The sequence below is a fragment of the Aminobacter aminovorans genome (assembly GCF_900445235.1).
Taxonomy (GTDB): domain Bacteria; phylum Pseudomonadota; class Alphaproteobacteria; order Rhizobiales; family Rhizobiaceae; genus Aminobacter; species Aminobacter aminovorans.
Window position 1 is genome coordinate 3,064,799 of the sequence record NZ_UFSM01000001.1, and the last position, 14,208, is coordinate 3,079,006.

A 14,208-nucleotide genomic window follows, 5' to 3' on the forward strand; every position below is an offset into this window, starting at 1 on the left:
TGTACATGCTGCACTTGTTACTCGTTGCAATCGGCGGCGCCATTGGAGCTGCGCTGCGTCATCTCGCCAATCTTCTGGCGCTCAGGCTGGTCGGGCCGAACTTTCCCTGGGGTACGCTGGCAATCAATGTGCTGGGATCGCTGGCGATGGGACTGTTCGTCGGACTGCTGGCCCGCCGGTTCGGCGGCTCGACCGAACTCAGGCTGTTCGTCGCAACCGGCATTCTCGGCGGCTTCACCACCTTTTCGGCATTTTCGCTCGATTTCGCCACTCTGTGGGAGCGTGGAGCGACGATTTCGGCCTTCGGCTATGCTTTTGCCAGCGTCATATCAGCCATACTGGCGCTGTTCCTGGGAATGTGGCTCGCAAGAAGCATCGGCTGATGCTATTGGGCCGCTTCGAAAAGGACGATTGAACAATGGCAGGCGTTGAACAGATCACGGTGGAAGCCGGCGAAACGGGCATGAGGCTCGATCGCTGGTTCAAGTCCCATTATCCGGGGCTCGGCTTCGGCCACCTGCAAAAGTTGCTGCGCTCGGGCCAGATCCGTGTCGATGGCGGCCGCGTCAAGGCCGACACGCGCGTCGAGCCTGGCCAGGTCATCCGCATCCCGCCACTTGAAGTCGACAAGAAGAACGACGGCCCGTTGACCGCCCGCACCATGCGCGATCAGGACGATGGCGACGTGCTGGCCAGGATGCTGATCTATGAAGACTCCAAGGTCTTCGTCTTCAACAAACCGGCCGGCCTTGCCGTCCAGGGCGGATCGGGCGTGGTGCGTCATCTCGATGACATGCTCGAAGCCTGGCGCAACAAGAAGGGCGAGAAGCCGCGTCTGGTGCATCGGCTCGACCGCGACACCTCGGGCGTGCTGGTCGTTGCGCGTACACGCCTGGCAGCAATGAAGCTCGCCGAGGCTTTCCGTGCCCGCGAGACCAAGAAGACCTATTGGGCCCTGGTCAAGGGCGCGCCACCCAAGCGCGAAGACAAGATTTCGACCTGGCTGATCAAGGAGCAGACACCCGACGGCGACCGCATGCGTGTCGCCAAGCATGGCGAAAAGGGTGCCGACCACGCCGTTTCCTATTACCGCGTGCTGGAGCAGGCCGCCCAGACCATGACCTGGCTGGAAATGGAGCCCTATACCGGCCGTACCCACCAGCTGCGCGTGCACGCCGCCTATATTGGCTGCCCGATCATTGGTGACCCCAAATATTTCGAGCATGACACCAACTGGGAATTTCCCGGTGGCCTGCAGAACAAGCTGCATCTGCATGCCCGCCGTATCGTCATTCCGCATCCCGACCAGGGCGTTATCGATGTCACCGCGCCAATGCCGCCGCATATGCGCCAGAGCTGGAACCTGATCGGCTTCGACGACGAGAGCGGGGAGCCGGCGTGACATCTGTTGCATCGTCGGGGCGCGATGCAGGCGCCCTGAAGCTCGTTCTTTTCGATTGCGACGGCACGCTGGTCGACAGCGCCGACATCATTCATGCCTCGATGGTGGCGACATTTCGTGAGGCGGGTCTGGCGGAGCCCGACAAGGCAGCGACCAAGGGTATCATCGGGCTCACGCTCGACATTGCCATCGCGACCTTGCTGAAGCGCGCTCCGGATGCCGAAAGCACAAGGCTTGCGGGACGGTACAAGGAACACTTCATCGCCTCGCGGCACCTGCCGAGCTTCAAGGAGCCGCTCTATGACGGCATCGCCGAATTGATCGAAGCGCTCGCGCGACGCGATGACGTGTTGATCGGCATGGTCACCGGCAAATCGCGCCGTGGCGTCGAGCGGGTGATGGAAACGCACGGCTTTGCTGGCCATTTCGTGACCATCCGTACCGCCGACGACTGCCCGTCCAAGCCGCACCCGGCGATGGTGCTGGAGTGCTGCGCCGAGATGGGTGTCGATCCGGCGTCGACCTTCGTCATTGGTGACGCCATCTACGACATGCAGATGGCCCGCAGTGCCGGTGCCCGTGCCATAGGCGTGGCCTGGGGGTACCACAATCGCGAGGGCCTGTTTGCCACCGGCGCGCACGCTGTCATCGACAGACCTGGCGAATTGCTACCTCTTATCGACTAGCTGGCCCAAGTGGCGGCAAGCGTCGTGCGTTAGGTTGCGGCCCACGCAGCGCGGCCGGGTTCTTGTTCGTGCCGCGTTGCCAGCCTGCCTCGCAATGCGGCCCGGCCAGCCCTTGTCCATCAGCATCGCGCTCGGTGAGCGTGGAGGAATTCATGACAGCCGTCACACAGCCATTGGAACGTCGCGACGCGATCGATACGGCAGCCGTCGTGTTCATGCTCATGCTGACCATGTCCTGGGGCATGAACGGTGTGGCGGCCAAGCTGGCGACGTCGGGCTACAACCCGATCTTCCTCAATGTAGCGCGTTCGGGCATTGCCTGCGTGCTGGTCTATCTCTGGTGCCTCTACCGCCGGGTTCCGCTGTTTACCCGCGACGGCACCTTGTGGGCCGGCATCCTGGCCGGGCTTCTGTTCGGTACCGAGTTCATTCTGGTTTTCGTCAGCCTTGAACACACGACGGTTGCGCGCAACTCGCTCCTGGTCAACACGATGCCGTTCTGGGTTCTGATCGGCGCGCATTTCTGGCTCGGCGAGCGTATGTCGCTGCAAAAGCTGTTCGGCCTGATCCTGGCTTTCGGCGGCGTTGCGGTGGTCTTTGCCGACAAGCTCGGCGATACCGGCGGTTCGACGCTGTTCGGCGATCTTCTCGCACTCGTCGCCGGACTGCTCTGGGCACTGACCACGCTGGCGATCAAGGGTACCAGGCTGGCCAGCGCCGGGGCCGAGAAGGTGCTGCTCTACCAGCTTGTCGTCTCAGCGCTCATGGCGATCCCGCTCGTCTGGCTCGCCGGTCCGGCATTCCGCGACGTATCGACGGTCGCCACCGGAGCGTTGCTGTTTCAGGCTGTATATGTCGTCGCCTTCACCTATATTCTGTGGTTCTGGCTGATGCGGCGCTATCCTGCGGCGGGCCTCTCCAGCTTTGCCTTCCTGTCGCCGGCATTCAGCGTGATATGCGGCTGGCTGGTGCTTGGCGAAGCCCTGACCTGGAACATTTTTCTGGCGCTCGGTCTCATCGCGACCGGGCTGATCATTGTAAATCGGCCATCGCGCAGACGTGCGGCCGGAGCGGAGTAAAGATGCGAGAAATCCTGAGCGACCTCGAAACCAGCGACGGCCTGTCCGATCCAGATCCGATCCGTCGCGCGCAAAGCACGCTGCGCAAGCAACTGCCCAAGCGGTTTTACCAAGCTGCAGCGGTCGCTGCGTTCGAAGAAGGCCACGCCGTTCTGCTCGACGGCAAGTCGGTGCGAACGCCGGGCAGGGCGCTGCTCGCGCTGCCGACGGCTGCTGCGGCACAGCTGGTTGCCGACGAGTTCGCAGCCCAGGTCGAAGTCATCGATCCTTTCACCATGCCGGTGCTGCGTCTCGTCAACACGGCAATCGACGGCGTCGCCACCGATCCGCAGGCCGTTCTCGAGGATATCCTGCGCTTCTCGTCCAGCGACCTGCTCTGCTACCGCGTCGACAGCCCGGAAAAGCTCGTCGAGCGCCAGGCCGAAGCCTGGGATCCGGTGCTGGACTGGGCACGCGCCTCGCTCGGCGCGCGCTTCGTGCTGGCCGAGGGTGTCATGCATGTCGAACAGCCGCGCGAGGCGATCGCAGCGCTCAGTGTGCACCTGTCGCAACGCGCCGAGCCGATGAAGCTTGCCGCGCTCCATGTGATGACCACGCTGACCGGTTCGGCGCTTCTGGCCCTCGCCGTCGAGACCGGCGAAATGTCTGTCGAGGACGCCTGGGCGGCAGCGCATGTCGACGAAGACTGGCAGATCGAGCATTGGGGCCAGGACTCCGAGGCCGTGGCGCGCCGCGCCGCCCGCAAGCGCGACATGCTTGCCGCGGTGGCTTTGCTTGAGGCGCTCAAGGGCTGAGCGATCCGGCAGGCACTTCAGCGCCCAGTCTTGGGTGATCCGAGTCTTGGGTGATCCGAGTCTTGGGTGATCCGAGTCTTGGGTGATCCGAGTCTTGGGTGATCCGAGTCTTGGGTGGTCCGAGACTTGGGTGATCCGAGGCTTGGGCCGTCCGGTTTCTTGGGCAGCCCGGTTCTGGGGCAGCACGGTTCTTGGGCAAAATGTCAGTCATGCTGCCGCAGTTTGCCTGTTTTTTGAGCAGTGGCTTTTCCGTGCAACTGCCGCCCCTGTGTAGAAGCTGGGATTTTCGAATTGGCACGGGGCTTGCTTTCTCTTTTGTGACGCGCCGGCCATCCCAAGGCCGGCAGGAACGACACTGAGAGGATAGCATGACGAAGTACAAGCTCGAGTACATCTGGCTGGACGGTTACACGCCTTCGGCCAATCTCCGCGGCAAGACCCAGATCAAGGAATTCGCGGAGTTCCCGAAGCTTGAGCAGCTTCCGCTCTGGGGCTTTGACGGCAGCTCGACCCGCCAGGCCGAAGGCAAGAGCTCCGATTGCGTGCTGAAGCCGGTCGCCGTCTATCCCGATCCGGCCCGCAAGAACGGCGTTCTGGTGATGTGCGAAGTGATGATGCCCGACGGCGTCACCCCGCATCCGTCCAACACCCGTGCCACCATCCTCGACGACGAGGGCGCATGGTTCGGGTTCGAGCAGGAGTATTTCTTCTACAAGGACGGCCGTCCGCTCGGCTTCCCGGAGAGCGGTTTCCCCGAACCTCAGGGCGAATATTACACCGGCGTCGGCTACAAGAACGTCGGCAGCATCGCCCGCCAGATCGTCGAAGAGCATCTCGACCTGTGCCTCGAGGCCGGCATCAACCATGAAGGCATCAATGCCGAGGTGGCCAAGGGCCAGTGGGAGTTCCAGATTTTCGGCAAGGGCTCGAAGAAGGCTGCCGACGAGATGTGGCTCGCCCGCTACCTGCTGCAGCGCCTGACCGAGAAGTACGAGATCGACATCGAGTACCACTGCAAGCCGCTTGGTGACACCGACTGGAACGGCTCGGGCATGCACGCCAACTTCTCGACCGACTACATGCGCGACGTTGGCGGCAAGGCCTATTTCGAAGCGCTCATGGAAGCGTTCGGCGAGGCCCGCGAAGAGCACATCGCCGTCTACGGCCCCGACAACCACCTGCGCCTGACCGGCAAGCACGAGACGGCTTCGATCGATGTCTTCACCTGGGGCGTTGCCGATCGTGGCGCTTCGGTGCGCGTGCCGCACAGCTTCGTCCGCAACGACTACCGTGGCTATCTCGAAGATCGCCGCCCGAACTCGCAGGGCGACCCCTACCAGATCGCCTCGCAGATCCTGAAGACCATCAATTCGGTGCCGACCAGCATCGAGACCAGGGCTGCTGCCTAACACTCGGGCAGGTCGTTCCAACAAAAAGCCCCGGGTCCATTCCCGGGGCTTTTTTGTTTTCAGCCTGCCGTGATGCTTCGCTAGGCTGCCTGGCGCTTCAAGGCGTCGATCTCGTCGGCGCCCGGTTTGTGACCACGCAGATAGAGCGCACATGTGGTGCGCAGCATCGAAGCGAAGTTGGGGATCTCGCCGTTGATCTCGATCGCCTCATCATAGAGCTTCGAGATGAATTTCGGCGTCGTCAGCCCCTGCGAGGACGCGATTTCGTCGAGCAGGTCCCAGAACGTCGCCTCCAGCTGGATACTGGTGGAATGTCCGGCGATCCGGATCGACCGGTTGATCTGGCGATAGCCCTTCGGATCCTGTCCGGCAAACACCTTGCACATATCAATCCTCCCGATGGCTTGCCCCGGCCGATTGCGCCGGTGCTGGCATCTTGAATGCCATCATCGACCCAACGGCACGCCATCGCAACCATGCATTCGTTCCTGGGTAGAAAACTATGCCTAGGCAAGCGTGGTAACGGGCTGCCACCACTTGGCTTTGCACGGATTCATAATCGTCCTGTTCCAACTGCCAGGAGGACGAATGGCCAAGGCAATCCATTCCATGGTGCGTGTGCTCGATGAAGCGCGCTCGCTGTCATTCTATCGCGCGGCTTTCGGCCTCGAGATCGCCGACAGGCTCGACTTCGAGACCTTCACGCTGATCTATCTCAGCAATCCCGAGACCGAGTTCGAAGTCGAGCTGACGGTCAACAAGGGCAGGGCCGAGCCCTATGCTCTCGGCGACGGCTACGGCCATCTCGCCGTGTCGGTGGCCGATCTCGACGCCGAGCGCGCCCGCATGGTTGCCGCCGGGCTCACCCCCAGGGACATCGTCGACTTCGCGCCGGGCGGTACGCCATTGGCCCGCTTCTTCTTCATCGAGGATCCCGACGGCTACAAAATCGAGGTTTTGCAGAGGAGCGGCCGTTTCAAGTGACATGCCGCGGCGGAGGAGCGCCGCGCCAGCCAAGCGCGGAGCGCGCATAGCAAGCAAGGGAGGAAATCATGGTGACGATCTATCAAGGCAGGTCCGGCCTGTCGCGGCGTGAGCTGCTCAAGCGCGGCACAGCAGCCGGCGCGCTGCTCATCATCAGTGGCTCTGCCGTACTCAGCACCGGCGAGGCCTGGGGGCTCGAAAGCACGGCGCTGAAGCCCGAAACCGTGGCGACGCTGATCCAGATGGCGCGCGATGTCTATCCGCACGACCAGGTACCGGACAAGTTCTACGCCATTGCCATCAAGAGCCATGACGAGCTCGCCGGCAAGGATCCGGCCCACAAGGAGCTGATCGAGAAAGGCATCGCCGATCTCGACCAGAAGGCCGGCGCCGGCGGCTACACCGGCCTTGGATGGGAAGACCAGCGTGTCGCCGTCCTCCGGCAGATCGAAAGCACCCCGTTCTTCCAGGCGGTCCGGGGCGGACTCGTCGTCGGCCTCTACAACCAGAAGGAGCTATGGCCGATCTTTGGCTATGAAGGCGAGTCCTACTCCAAGGGCGGATACATCGCGCGCGGCTTCGACGACATCGAGTGGCTCTGACTGGCCCCAGTCGCGAACCCAGCCTTTTCAGCATTCCCGGGAGGAAAACATGCCTGCACCATATGGTCTCAACGACGACAGCGTCGTCGTCATCATCGGCTCCGGAGCCGGTGGCGGTACGCTCGGCAACGAACTCGCCCAGAAGGGCATCGACGTCGTCATTCTCGAAGCCGGCCCGCGCATCGAATATGAGGACTTCATCAACGACGAATGGGACTCCTTCGGCCAGCTCGCCTGGCTCGACAATCGCACGACAGGCGGCGGATGGCGCGTGCACAAGGACTTTCCCAACCTGCCGGCCTGGATCGTCAAGGCGGTCGGCGGCACAACCACACACTGGGCCGGCGCATCGCTGCGCTTCCAGGAGCACGAGTTCAAGACGCTGACCAACTACGGCAAGGTCGAAGGCGCCAATCTGCTCGACTGGCCGATCACGCTGGCTGACCTCGATCCCTATTACGCCAAGGCCGAAGACAAGATGGGCGTGACCCGCACCAACGGCATCGAAGGCCTGCCCGGCAACAACAACTTCAAAGTGTTCAAGGCCGGCGCCGACAAGCTCGGCTACAAGGAGTGCCACACCGGGCGGATGGCCATCAATTCCGCCGACCGCGACGGCCGCATGGGCTGCCAGCAGACCGGCTTCTGCTTCCAGGGCTGCAAGTGGGGCGCCAAATGGTCCACGCTCTACACCGAAATCCCCAAGGGCGAGGCGACCGGCAAGCTGGAGGTCAGGCCAAACAGCCACGTGCTCAAAATCGAGCACGACGACAGCGGCAAGGTGACGGCAGTGGTCTATGCCGACAAGGATGGCAGGCTGCAGAGCCAGAAGGCGCGCATCGTCTGCGTCGCCGGCAATTCGATCGAGAGCCCGCGGATCCTGCTCAACTCGGCATCGTCGAAATTCCCTGACGGCTTGGCCAACTCGTCAGGGCAGGTGGGCAAGAACTACATGCGCCACACTACCGGCTCGGTCTATGCGGTGTTCGACAAGCCGGTGCATTTTTGGCGGGGCACGACCATGGCCGGCATCGTCAGGGACGAGGCGAAGCACGATCCGTCACGCGGTTTCGTCGGCGGCTACGAGCTCGAAACGCTGGCGCTGGGACTGCCGTTCATGGCGGCGTTCCTCGATCCCGGCGGCTGGGGCCGTTCTTTCACCACGGCACTCGACCACTACGACAAGATGGCCGGCATGTGGATCGTCGGCGAGGATATGCCGCAGGAGCAGAATGCGGTGAAATTGCATGGCGAGCTCAAGGACAAACACGGCATGCCGATCCCCGACGTCTGGTTCACCGACCATCCCAACGACGTCGCCATGCGCAACCATGCCTATAAGCAGGGCATGGCAATGTATGATGCTGTCGGTGCAACCAGGACCTTCCCGACGCCGCCTTATCCCTCGACCCACAATCTCGGCACCAACCGCATGAGCGAGAAGGCGTCCGACGGCGTGGTCAACAAATGGGGACAGACGCACGACATCAAGAATCTGTTTGTCTCCGACGGCAGCCAGTTCACCACTGGTGCTGCCGAGAACCCGACGCTGACGATCGTCACCCTGGCCATCCGCCAGGCCGACTACATCGCCGGACAGATGAGCGCGAAGAGCATCTGACCGTTTGGCGGCATATCCTCCGCAGTCGTCGTCGATCTGCCGACGGCTGCCCCGCCAAACAAAAAAGCCCCGGAGCGATCCGGGGCTTTTTCTTATTATTTTCCGGTGATTACACCGAGTAATACATGTCGTATTCGACCGGGTGCGGGGTCATATCGTAGCGCATGACCTCGGCCATCTTGAGCTCGATGTACGAGTCGATCTGGTCGTCGTCGAAGACGCCGCCGGCCTTCAGGAAGCCGCGGTCCTTGTCGAGGCTCTGAAGCGCTTCGCGCAGCGAGCCGCAGACGGTCGGGATCTTCTTGAGCTCCTTGGCCGGCAGGTCGTAAAGATCCTTATCCATCGGCTGGCCGGGATGGATCTTGTTCTTGATGCCGTCGAGGCCGGCCATCAGCAGGGCCGCGAAAGCGAGATAGGGGTTCGCGCCCGGATCGGGGAAGCGGACTTCGACGCGCTTGGACTTCGGCGAATTGCCGAACGGAATGCGGCAGGAGGCCGAGCGGTTGCGCGCGGAATAGGCGAGCAGGACGGGGGCTTCATAGCCGGGGACCAGACGCTTGTAGGAGTTGGTCAGCGGGTTGGTGAAGGCGTTGATCGCCTTGGCGTGCTTGATGACGCCGCCGATGAAATAGAGGCAGCTTTCCGACAGGCCGGCATATTCGTTGCCGGCGAAGGTCGGCTTGCCGCCCTTCCAGATCGACAGGTGGACGTGCATGCCCGAGCCGTTGTCGCCGAAGATCGGCTTCGGCATGAAGGTTGCTGTCTTGCCATAGGCGTTGGCGACCTGGTGCACGACATACTTGTAGATCAGCATCTTGTCGGCGTTGCGGACCAGCGTGTCGAACTTGACGCCGAGCTCGTGCTGGGCGGCAGCGACTTCGTGGTGGTGCTTTTCGACGCGCACGCCCATTTCGGTCAGCACGGTCAGCATTTCCGAACGCATGTCCTGGCAGCTGTCGATCGGCGGAACCGGGAAATAGCCGCCCTTGACGCGCGGACGGTGGCCGAGGTTGCCGGTCTCGTAGTCGGTGTCGTCGTTCGACGGCAGTTCGGTCGAGTCGAGCTTGAAGCCGGTGTTGTAGGGATCGGCCTTGTACTTGACGTCATCGAAGACGAAGAATTCAGCTTCCGGGCCGACATAGACAGTGTCGCCGATGCCTTCAGCCTTGAGGTAGGCCTCAGCCTTCTTGGCGATGCCGCGCGGGTCGCGGTTGTAGGCTTCGCCCGAAACCGGATCGAGAATGTCGCACAGGATGACCATGGTCGACTGGGCGAAGAACGGGTCCATGTGGACCGTGTCCAGGTCGGGCATCAGCACCATGTCGGATTCGTTGATGGCCTTCCAGCCGGCGATCGACGAACCGTCGAACATGACGCCGTCGGCGAACATCTCTTCCTCGACCTCGGCGATGTCCATGGTGACGTGCTGGAGCTTGCCCTTGGGGTCGGTGAAGCGCAGGTCAACGAACTTAACGTCGTTGTCCTTGATCTGCTTCATTACGTCTTTGGCTGTCGTCATGTGGGGTTTTCCTGTCTTGATGACGTTGAAACGAGAATTCTTTGCGAGGTCAGATGGCGTCGACGCCGGTCTCGCCGGTGCGGATGCGAACGACTTCCTCGATGTTGGAGACAAAGATCTTGCCGTCGCCGATGCGGCCGGTCTGGGCCGCCTTGCGGATCGCCTCGATAGCCGCCTCGACCGATTCGTCGCCGAGAACGACTTCGATCTTCACCTTGGGCAGGAAGTCGACGACATATTCGGCGCCGCGATAGAGCTCGGTGTGGCCCTTCTGGCGGCCAAAACCCTTGGCCTCGGTGACGGTGATGCCCTGCAGGCCGGCTTCCTGGAGCGCTTCCTTCACTTCGTCGAGCTTGAACGGCTTGATGATCGCTTCGATTTTTTTCATGCGGATATGGCCTCCACTGCCGTAACTCAGGGGTGATGCACCCACTCGCGCAACTTCAAGCACGAAGCGTGCCAAGTCGAGAGGGTGCGGCAACTTTGTTCGGTTTGCCCTGCAGGCAGCCGAAGACGTGGGCGATTGGAACCGATTTCCAGCGTTCGGTCGAGATGCGCACAAAAATTCATCGTTTTCGCAATGTTGGTGGTGCACAAAAATGCGGCAACATGCCTTCGATTTGTGCGTGGTTGAATTGAGGCATGGCCGTTTGGGCCGAGTGGCTGCGGCGTGCTAACTCGGTAGGAGGATTCATCCGGGATGACTGCCATGGCATTTGAACTGCTGACCCCCAGCGAGATGGCTGAGGCCGACAGGCTGACGATCGCCGCCGGGCCAGTCGACGGCATCGGCCTGATGCGGCGGGCGGGCGGCAGCGTTGCCGATGTGGTGCTCAAGCGGTTTCCCGGCGCGAAGGCTGTCCATATGCTGTGTGGGCCGGGCAATAATGGCGGCGACGGTTATGTCGCGGCGCGCCTGCTTGCCGAAAGCGGCGTTGCCGTCAGGCTATTCGCGACCGCTGCGCCGCGCAGCGGAGGCGATGCGGCGCTGGCTGCTGCCGAATGTTCCGTCATGGTGGAGCCGTTGGCTGCCTTCGCTCCCGAGTCGGGCGTGATTGTCGTCGATGCGCTTTATGGCGCCGGTCTTTCCAAGCCGCTCGACGGTGAGGTGGTCGAGGCGATAGCACGGACGAATTCGGCCGTTGTTCCGGTGATTGCGGTCGATCTACCCTCCGGCGTGTCGGGTGCTTCCGGCGAGATTATGGGCAGTGCCTTCCAGGCGACGGTGACCGTGACTTTTGCCCGCAAGAAGCCGGGGCACCTGCTCTATCCCGGGCGCGCACAGTGCGGCGAGGTGGTGGTTGCCGATATCGGCATTGCCGCGGCCATAGTTGGCGCTACGTCCGTGCGCTGCTTCGAAAACGATCCGGCATGGTGGCGGCCGCGTTTTCCGTCGCCGCCGAACGACGCTCACAAATATAGCCGCGGCCATGTCGGTGTCTTTTCCGGTGGTCCGTCGGCCACCGGTGCTGCACGACTGTCGGCGATGGCAGCAGCACGGGCAGGGGCGGGTGCGGTGACGGTGTTGTCACCTGGAGCGGCACTGGCTGCCAATGCGGCGCACCTGACCTCAATCATCCTGAGGCGTTCCGATACGCTTCAGGATGCGCTGGCCTTCCTCGGTGCACGCAAGCCCGAGGTGCTGGTTTATGGCCCGGGCCTTGGATCCGAGCCCGAAATCGGGCGTTTTGCGCTGGAGCTGATGTCCGTTGCCGAGGGCCGTTTCGGCGCGCTTGTGCTCGATGCCGACGGCATTACCTCGCTTTCGCATCGCCGCGCCGCGTTCTTCGAGGCACGAAAGCGCCCGAATGCGCCAGCGCTTGTGCTGACACCGCATCATGGCGAGTTCGGCCGGCTGTTTCCCGAGATCGCCGCCGATGCGTCGCTGTCCAAGCTCGAGCGGGCGCGGGCGGCGGCGGCCAAGGCCAATGCCATCATCATCTACAAGGGCCCCGACACGGTGATTGCAGTGCCCGACGGGCGTGCTGCGATCAATGCCAACGGGACGCCGCTTCTGGCCACCGCCGGGTCGGGTGATGTGCTGTCCGGCATCGTTGCCGCCCTTCTGGCGCAACGGATGCCGGCTTTCGAGGCGGCCTGCGCCGCCGTCTGGATGCACGCCGAGGCGGCACAGCGATTCGGGCCCGGCCTGATCGCCGAGGACCTGCCGCTGGCGCTGAGGGAGGTGGTGGCGCGGTTGAGTGGGTGAGGGTGCGCGCTGCTCCGCGTTGGGCGTGGGCAATCGGGCCGGACCGTCCACGCGGATTGGGTGACGGGTGGTGACAACGGACTAGGTCAGTTTGGCAGGTGTCGAGCGAAGCAATCCTTTGCTTCACGTTCCTTCACACCCCCCTCTGGCCTGCCGGCCATCTCCCCCGCAAGGGTGGAGATCAGTCGCGTCGCCGGCGGCGCCCATGCTGAGATGTCCCAATGTTCAACCAACTGGCATGGCGATTGACTGCGAGGTCAATGACGGCCTGATCTCCCCTTTGCGGGGGGAGATGGCCGGCAGGCGAGAGGGCGTGGGAAGGATCGCGACAAAGGTGAAATGCTCTCAACGCTCCGTAGGCAGAGTGGTGGAGAGGACGTGCTCAGGCGTTGGTGCCGCCGTCGATGGTCAGCGCTGCACCCGTGACGAAGCGGGATTGCGGGCCGGCGAGCCAGGTTACAAGACCGGCGATGTCGTCGGGCGAGCCGAATTGCGGGATGGCCATCAGGCTGCGCTGGTAGTCGGCGACGTCACCCTCGGCGGGGTTCATGTCGGTTTCGGTCGAGCCGGGATGGACGACATTGACGGTGATGCCGCGCGGGCCGAGGTCGCGCGCGAGGCCCTTGGTCAGGCCGACAAGCGCTGCCTTGCTGGCCGAATAGAGGGCAATGCCTTCGAAGGGCACGCGGTCGGCGAGGTTGCTGCCGATCGAGATGATACGGCCGCCGTCATGCATGACGCCAGCCGCTGCCTTCGAGGCGATGAAGGGGGCGCGGAAATTGACCGACATCACTTCGTCGAGCTGTTCCAGCGAGACCGTATCGATGGGGCCGTGGTGCCAGATGCCGGCGCTGTTGACCAGGATGTCGAGACGCCCGAACGCCGCGATGGTGGCAGTCACCGCTGCTTCGACGGCTGCGGCATCGGCATTGTCGGCCTGGATCGCCAGGCCCCGCCGCCCAACGGCTTCGACCTGCCCGACGACGGCTTCGGCCTTTTCCGCAGAGCGGACATAGGTCAGGGCGACGTCGGCGCCTGAGGTGGCGAGCTGGACGGCAATGGCAGCACCGATGCCACGGCTGCCGCCGGTCACCAGGGCGACCTTGCCTGCCAGTTCCAGTCCGGACAATTTGAGCCCGGAGTGTCGTTTCGTACCGCTGGGGGAGGACATGGCTTATCTTTCTGTATTGAACGATACAAAATACATGGCAGCCTTGCCTGGGGGCGTCAAGGGCAATATGTATCGATCATAACAGAAGGGTTTCAGATGTCTCGGAAGGGTCGTCCGCGCAGCTTCGACCGCGATTCCGCCTTGCGGCAGGCGATGCGGGTGTTCTGGAAAAAGGGTTATGACGGGGCGTCGCTGGCGGAGCTGACGACGGCGATGGGCATCAACTCGCCCAGCCTCTATGCCGCCTTTGGCAGCAAGGAGGCATTGTTTCGCGAGGCAGTCGATCTCTACGGCGCGACCGAAGGTTTCGAGATCTGGGGCGCCTTCGAGCGACCCGTCAGCGTCAAGGAGGCGATCGCTGGTTTCCTGCGCGCTTCGGCACGCGCTTTCAGCGAACCGGGTGACCCCAGGGGCTGCCTGATCGTGCTGGGTGCGCTCAATGTCAGCGAAACCAATGTCGAGGTGTTCCGCGATCTCAGTGAACGCCGCATGTCGAGCGCGCGCGATATGGCTGGCCGGTTGAAACAGGCCGTCGCCGAGGGGGAGCTGCCTGAATCTGCCGATTGCGACGCCATCGCTGCGTTCTACCTCGCCGTTCAGCAAGGCATGTCGGTGCAGGCACGCGACGGTGCCTCGCGTGAGGCGCTGCTGGCGGTAGCCGACGGGGCGATAGCTGCGTGGGGGGCGCTGACGGCAGGCGCCGAACGCGGCGCCCGTACCTGACAGGCCTTC

15 protein-coding genes are annotated in these 14,208 nt (G+C 62.9%); 11 read left to right on the top strand and 4 right to left on the bottom strand.

Going from position 1 to position 14,208, the window contains the following annotated elements; translation table 11 throughout:
* Positions 1 to 5: 5 nt before the first annotated feature.
* From crcB to DY201_RS15130, 6 genes are all read left to right on the top strand, one after another.
* Positions 6 to 383: a fluoride efflux transporter CrcB gene (crcB, locus tag DY201_RS15105; protein WP_115731901.1), complete on the top strand. Its 378-nt coding sequence runs from the start codon at positions 6 to 8 to the stop codon at positions 381 to 383.
* Between the two features lie 35 nt (positions 384 to 418).
* Positions 419 to 1,402, top strand: a complete 984-nt coding sequence (locus tag DY201_RS15110) for an RluA family pseudouridine synthase (RefSeq protein ID WP_115731902.1) — start codon at positions 419 to 421, stop codon at positions 1,400 to 1,402.
* 35 nt (positions 1,403 to 1,437) lie between these two features.
* Positions 1,438 to 2,088, top strand: coding sequence for an HAD family hydrolase (locus DY201_RS15115; RefSeq protein WP_115733813.1), 651 nt, complete (start codon positions 1,438 to 1,440; stop codon positions 2,086 to 2,088).
* 152 nt (positions 2,089 to 2,240) lie between these two features.
* The gene (locus tag DY201_RS15120; RefSeq protein WP_115731903.1) at positions 2,241 to 3,167 is read left to right on the top strand and encodes a DMT family transporter; all 927 of its coding nucleotides are present in this window, start codon (positions 2,241 to 2,243) and stop codon (positions 3,165 to 3,167) included.
* A 2-nt stretch (positions 3,168 to 3,169) separates the two neighbouring features.
* The gene (locus tag DY201_RS15125) at positions 3,170 to 3,961 is read left to right on the top strand and encodes an ATP12 family chaperone protein (RefSeq protein WP_115731904.1); all 792 of its coding nucleotides are present in this window, start codon (positions 3,170 to 3,172) and stop codon (positions 3,959 to 3,961) included.
* Between the two features lie 368 nt (positions 3,962 to 4,329).
* A complete protein-coding gene (locus DY201_RS15130) occupies positions 4,330 to 5,370 on the top strand; it encodes a glutamine synthetase beta-grasp domain-containing protein (protein ID WP_115731905.1) in 1,041 nt (346 codons plus the stop codon).
* Positions 5,371 to 5,450: 80 nt separating this feature from the next.
* Here DY201_RS15130 and DY201_RS15135 read toward each other — a convergent pair whose 3' ends face one another.
* Positions 5,451 to 5,756 carry a ribbon-helix-helix domain-containing protein gene (locus DY201_RS15135; RefSeq protein WP_115731906.1) on the bottom strand — a complete coding sequence of 102 codons (306 nt, stop codon included), beginning with the start codon at positions 5,754 to 5,756 and terminating at the stop codon, positions 5,451 to 5,453.
* 202 nt (positions 5,757 to 5,958) lie between these two features.
* On the opposite strand from DY201_RS15135, the gene DY201_RS15140 reads away from it, so the two are divergent.
* From DY201_RS15140 to DY201_RS15150, 3 genes are all read left to right on the top strand, one after another.
* Positions 5,959 to 6,354: a VOC family protein gene (locus tag DY201_RS15140; RefSeq protein ID WP_115731907.1), complete on the top strand. Its 396-nt coding sequence runs from the start codon at positions 5,959 to 5,961 to the stop codon at positions 6,352 to 6,354.
* 68 nt (positions 6,355 to 6,422) lie between these two features.
* Positions 6,423 to 6,956: a twin-arginine translocation signal domain-containing protein gene (locus DY201_RS15145; protein WP_115731908.1), complete on the top strand. Its 534-nt coding sequence runs from the start codon at positions 6,423 to 6,425 to the stop codon at positions 6,954 to 6,956.
* A gap of 49 nt (positions 6,957 to 7,005) precedes the next feature.
* The gene (locus DY201_RS15150; protein WP_115731909.1) at positions 7,006 to 8,577 is read left to right on the top strand and encodes a GMC family oxidoreductase; all 1,572 of its coding nucleotides are present in this window, start codon (positions 7,006 to 7,008) and stop codon (positions 8,575 to 8,577) included.
* Between the two features lie 109 nt (positions 8,578 to 8,686).
* Here the strand turns inward: DY201_RS15150 and glnA are convergent, their stop codons facing one another.
* Together glnA and DY201_RS15160 are read right to left on the bottom strand one after the other, a co-directional pair.
* On the bottom strand, positions 8,687 to 10,096 hold the full coding sequence (glnA, locus tag DY201_RS15155; protein ID WP_115731910.1) for a type I glutamate--ammonia ligase: 1,410 nt from the start codon (positions 10,094 to 10,096) through the stop codon (positions 8,687 to 8,689).
* A gap of 49 nt (positions 10,097 to 10,145) precedes the next feature.
* Positions 10,146 to 10,484 (bottom strand): P-II family nitrogen regulator, encoded by a 339-nt coding sequence (locus DY201_RS15160; RefSeq protein WP_055976860.1) that lies wholly within the window; start codon positions 10,482 to 10,484, stop codon positions 10,146 to 10,148.
* Between the two features lie 321 nt (positions 10,485 to 10,805).
* On the opposite strand from DY201_RS15160, the gene DY201_RS15165 reads away from it, so the two are divergent.
* A complete protein-coding gene (locus DY201_RS15165) occupies positions 10,806 to 12,305 on the top strand; it encodes an NAD(P)H-hydrate dehydratase (RefSeq protein ID WP_115733814.1) in 1,500 nt (499 codons plus the stop codon).
* 382 nt (positions 12,306 to 12,687) lie between these two features.
* Here DY201_RS15165 and DY201_RS15175 read toward each other — a convergent pair whose 3' ends face one another.
* Positions 12,688 to 13,434 carry an SDR family NAD(P)-dependent oxidoreductase gene (locus tag DY201_RS15175; protein WP_115731911.1) on the bottom strand — a complete coding sequence of 249 codons (747 nt, stop codon included), beginning with the start codon at positions 13,432 to 13,434 and terminating at the stop codon, positions 12,688 to 12,690.
* Between the two features lie 138 nt (positions 13,435 to 13,572).
* On the opposite strand from DY201_RS15175, the gene DY201_RS15180 reads away from it, so the two are divergent.
* Positions 13,573 to 14,199 (top strand): TetR/AcrR family transcriptional regulator, encoded by a 627-nt coding sequence (locus tag DY201_RS15180; protein ID WP_115731912.1) that lies wholly within the window; start codon positions 13,573 to 13,575, stop codon positions 14,197 to 14,199.
* Positions 14,200 to 14,208: the final 9 nt, after the last annotated feature.

What these genes read in the sequence shown, in the direction of transcription:
- crcB (WP_115731901.1), top strand. Translation starts at nt 6, where the DNA reads ATGCTGCACTTGTTACTCGTTGCAATCGGCGGCGCCATTGGAGCTGCG.
- DY201_RS15110 (WP_115731902.1), top strand. Translation starts at nt 419, where the DNA reads ATGGCAGGCGTTGAACAGATCACGGTGGAAGCCGGCGAAACGGGCATG.
- DY201_RS15120 (WP_115731903.1), top strand. Translation starts at nt 2,241, where the DNA reads ATGACAGCCGTCACACAGCCATTGGAACGTCGCGACGCGATCGATACG.
- DY201_RS15125 (WP_115731904.1), top strand. Translation starts at nt 3,170, where the DNA reads ATGCGAGAAATCCTGAGCGACCTCGAAACCAGCGACGGCCTGTCCGAT.
- DY201_RS15130 (WP_115731905.1), top strand. Translation starts at nt 4,330, where the DNA reads ATGACGAAGTACAAGCTCGAGTACATCTGGCTGGACGGTTACACGCCT.
- DY201_RS15135 (WP_115731906.1), bottom strand. Translation starts at nt 5,756, where the DNA reads ATGTGCAAGGTGTTTGCCGGACAGGATCCGAAGGGCTATCGCCAGATC.
- DY201_RS15140 (WP_115731907.1), top strand. Translation starts at nt 5,959, where the DNA reads ATGGCCAAGGCAATCCATTCCATGGTGCGTGTGCTCGATGAAGCGCGC.
- DY201_RS15145 (WP_115731908.1), top strand. Translation starts at nt 6,423, where the DNA reads ATGGTGACGATCTATCAAGGCAGGTCCGGCCTGTCGCGGCGTGAGCTG.
- DY201_RS15150 (WP_115731909.1), top strand. Translation starts at nt 7,006, where the DNA reads ATGCCTGCACCATATGGTCTCAACGACGACAGCGTCGTCGTCATCATC.
- glnA (WP_115731910.1), bottom strand. Translation starts at nt 10,096, where the DNA reads ATGACGACAGCCAAAGACGTAATGAAGCAGATCAAGGACAACGACGTT.
- DY201_RS15160 (WP_055976860.1), bottom strand. Translation starts at nt 10,484, where the DNA reads ATGAAAAAAATCGAAGCGATCATCAAGCCGTTCAAGCTCGACGAAGTG.
- DY201_RS15165 (WP_115733814.1), top strand. Translation starts at nt 10,806, where the DNA reads ATGGCATTTGAACTGCTGACCCCCAGCGAGATGGCTGAGGCCGACAGG.
- DY201_RS15180 (WP_115731912.1), top strand. Translation starts at nt 13,573, where the DNA reads ATGTCTCGGAAGGGTCGTCCGCGCAGCTTCGACCGCGATTCCGCCTTG.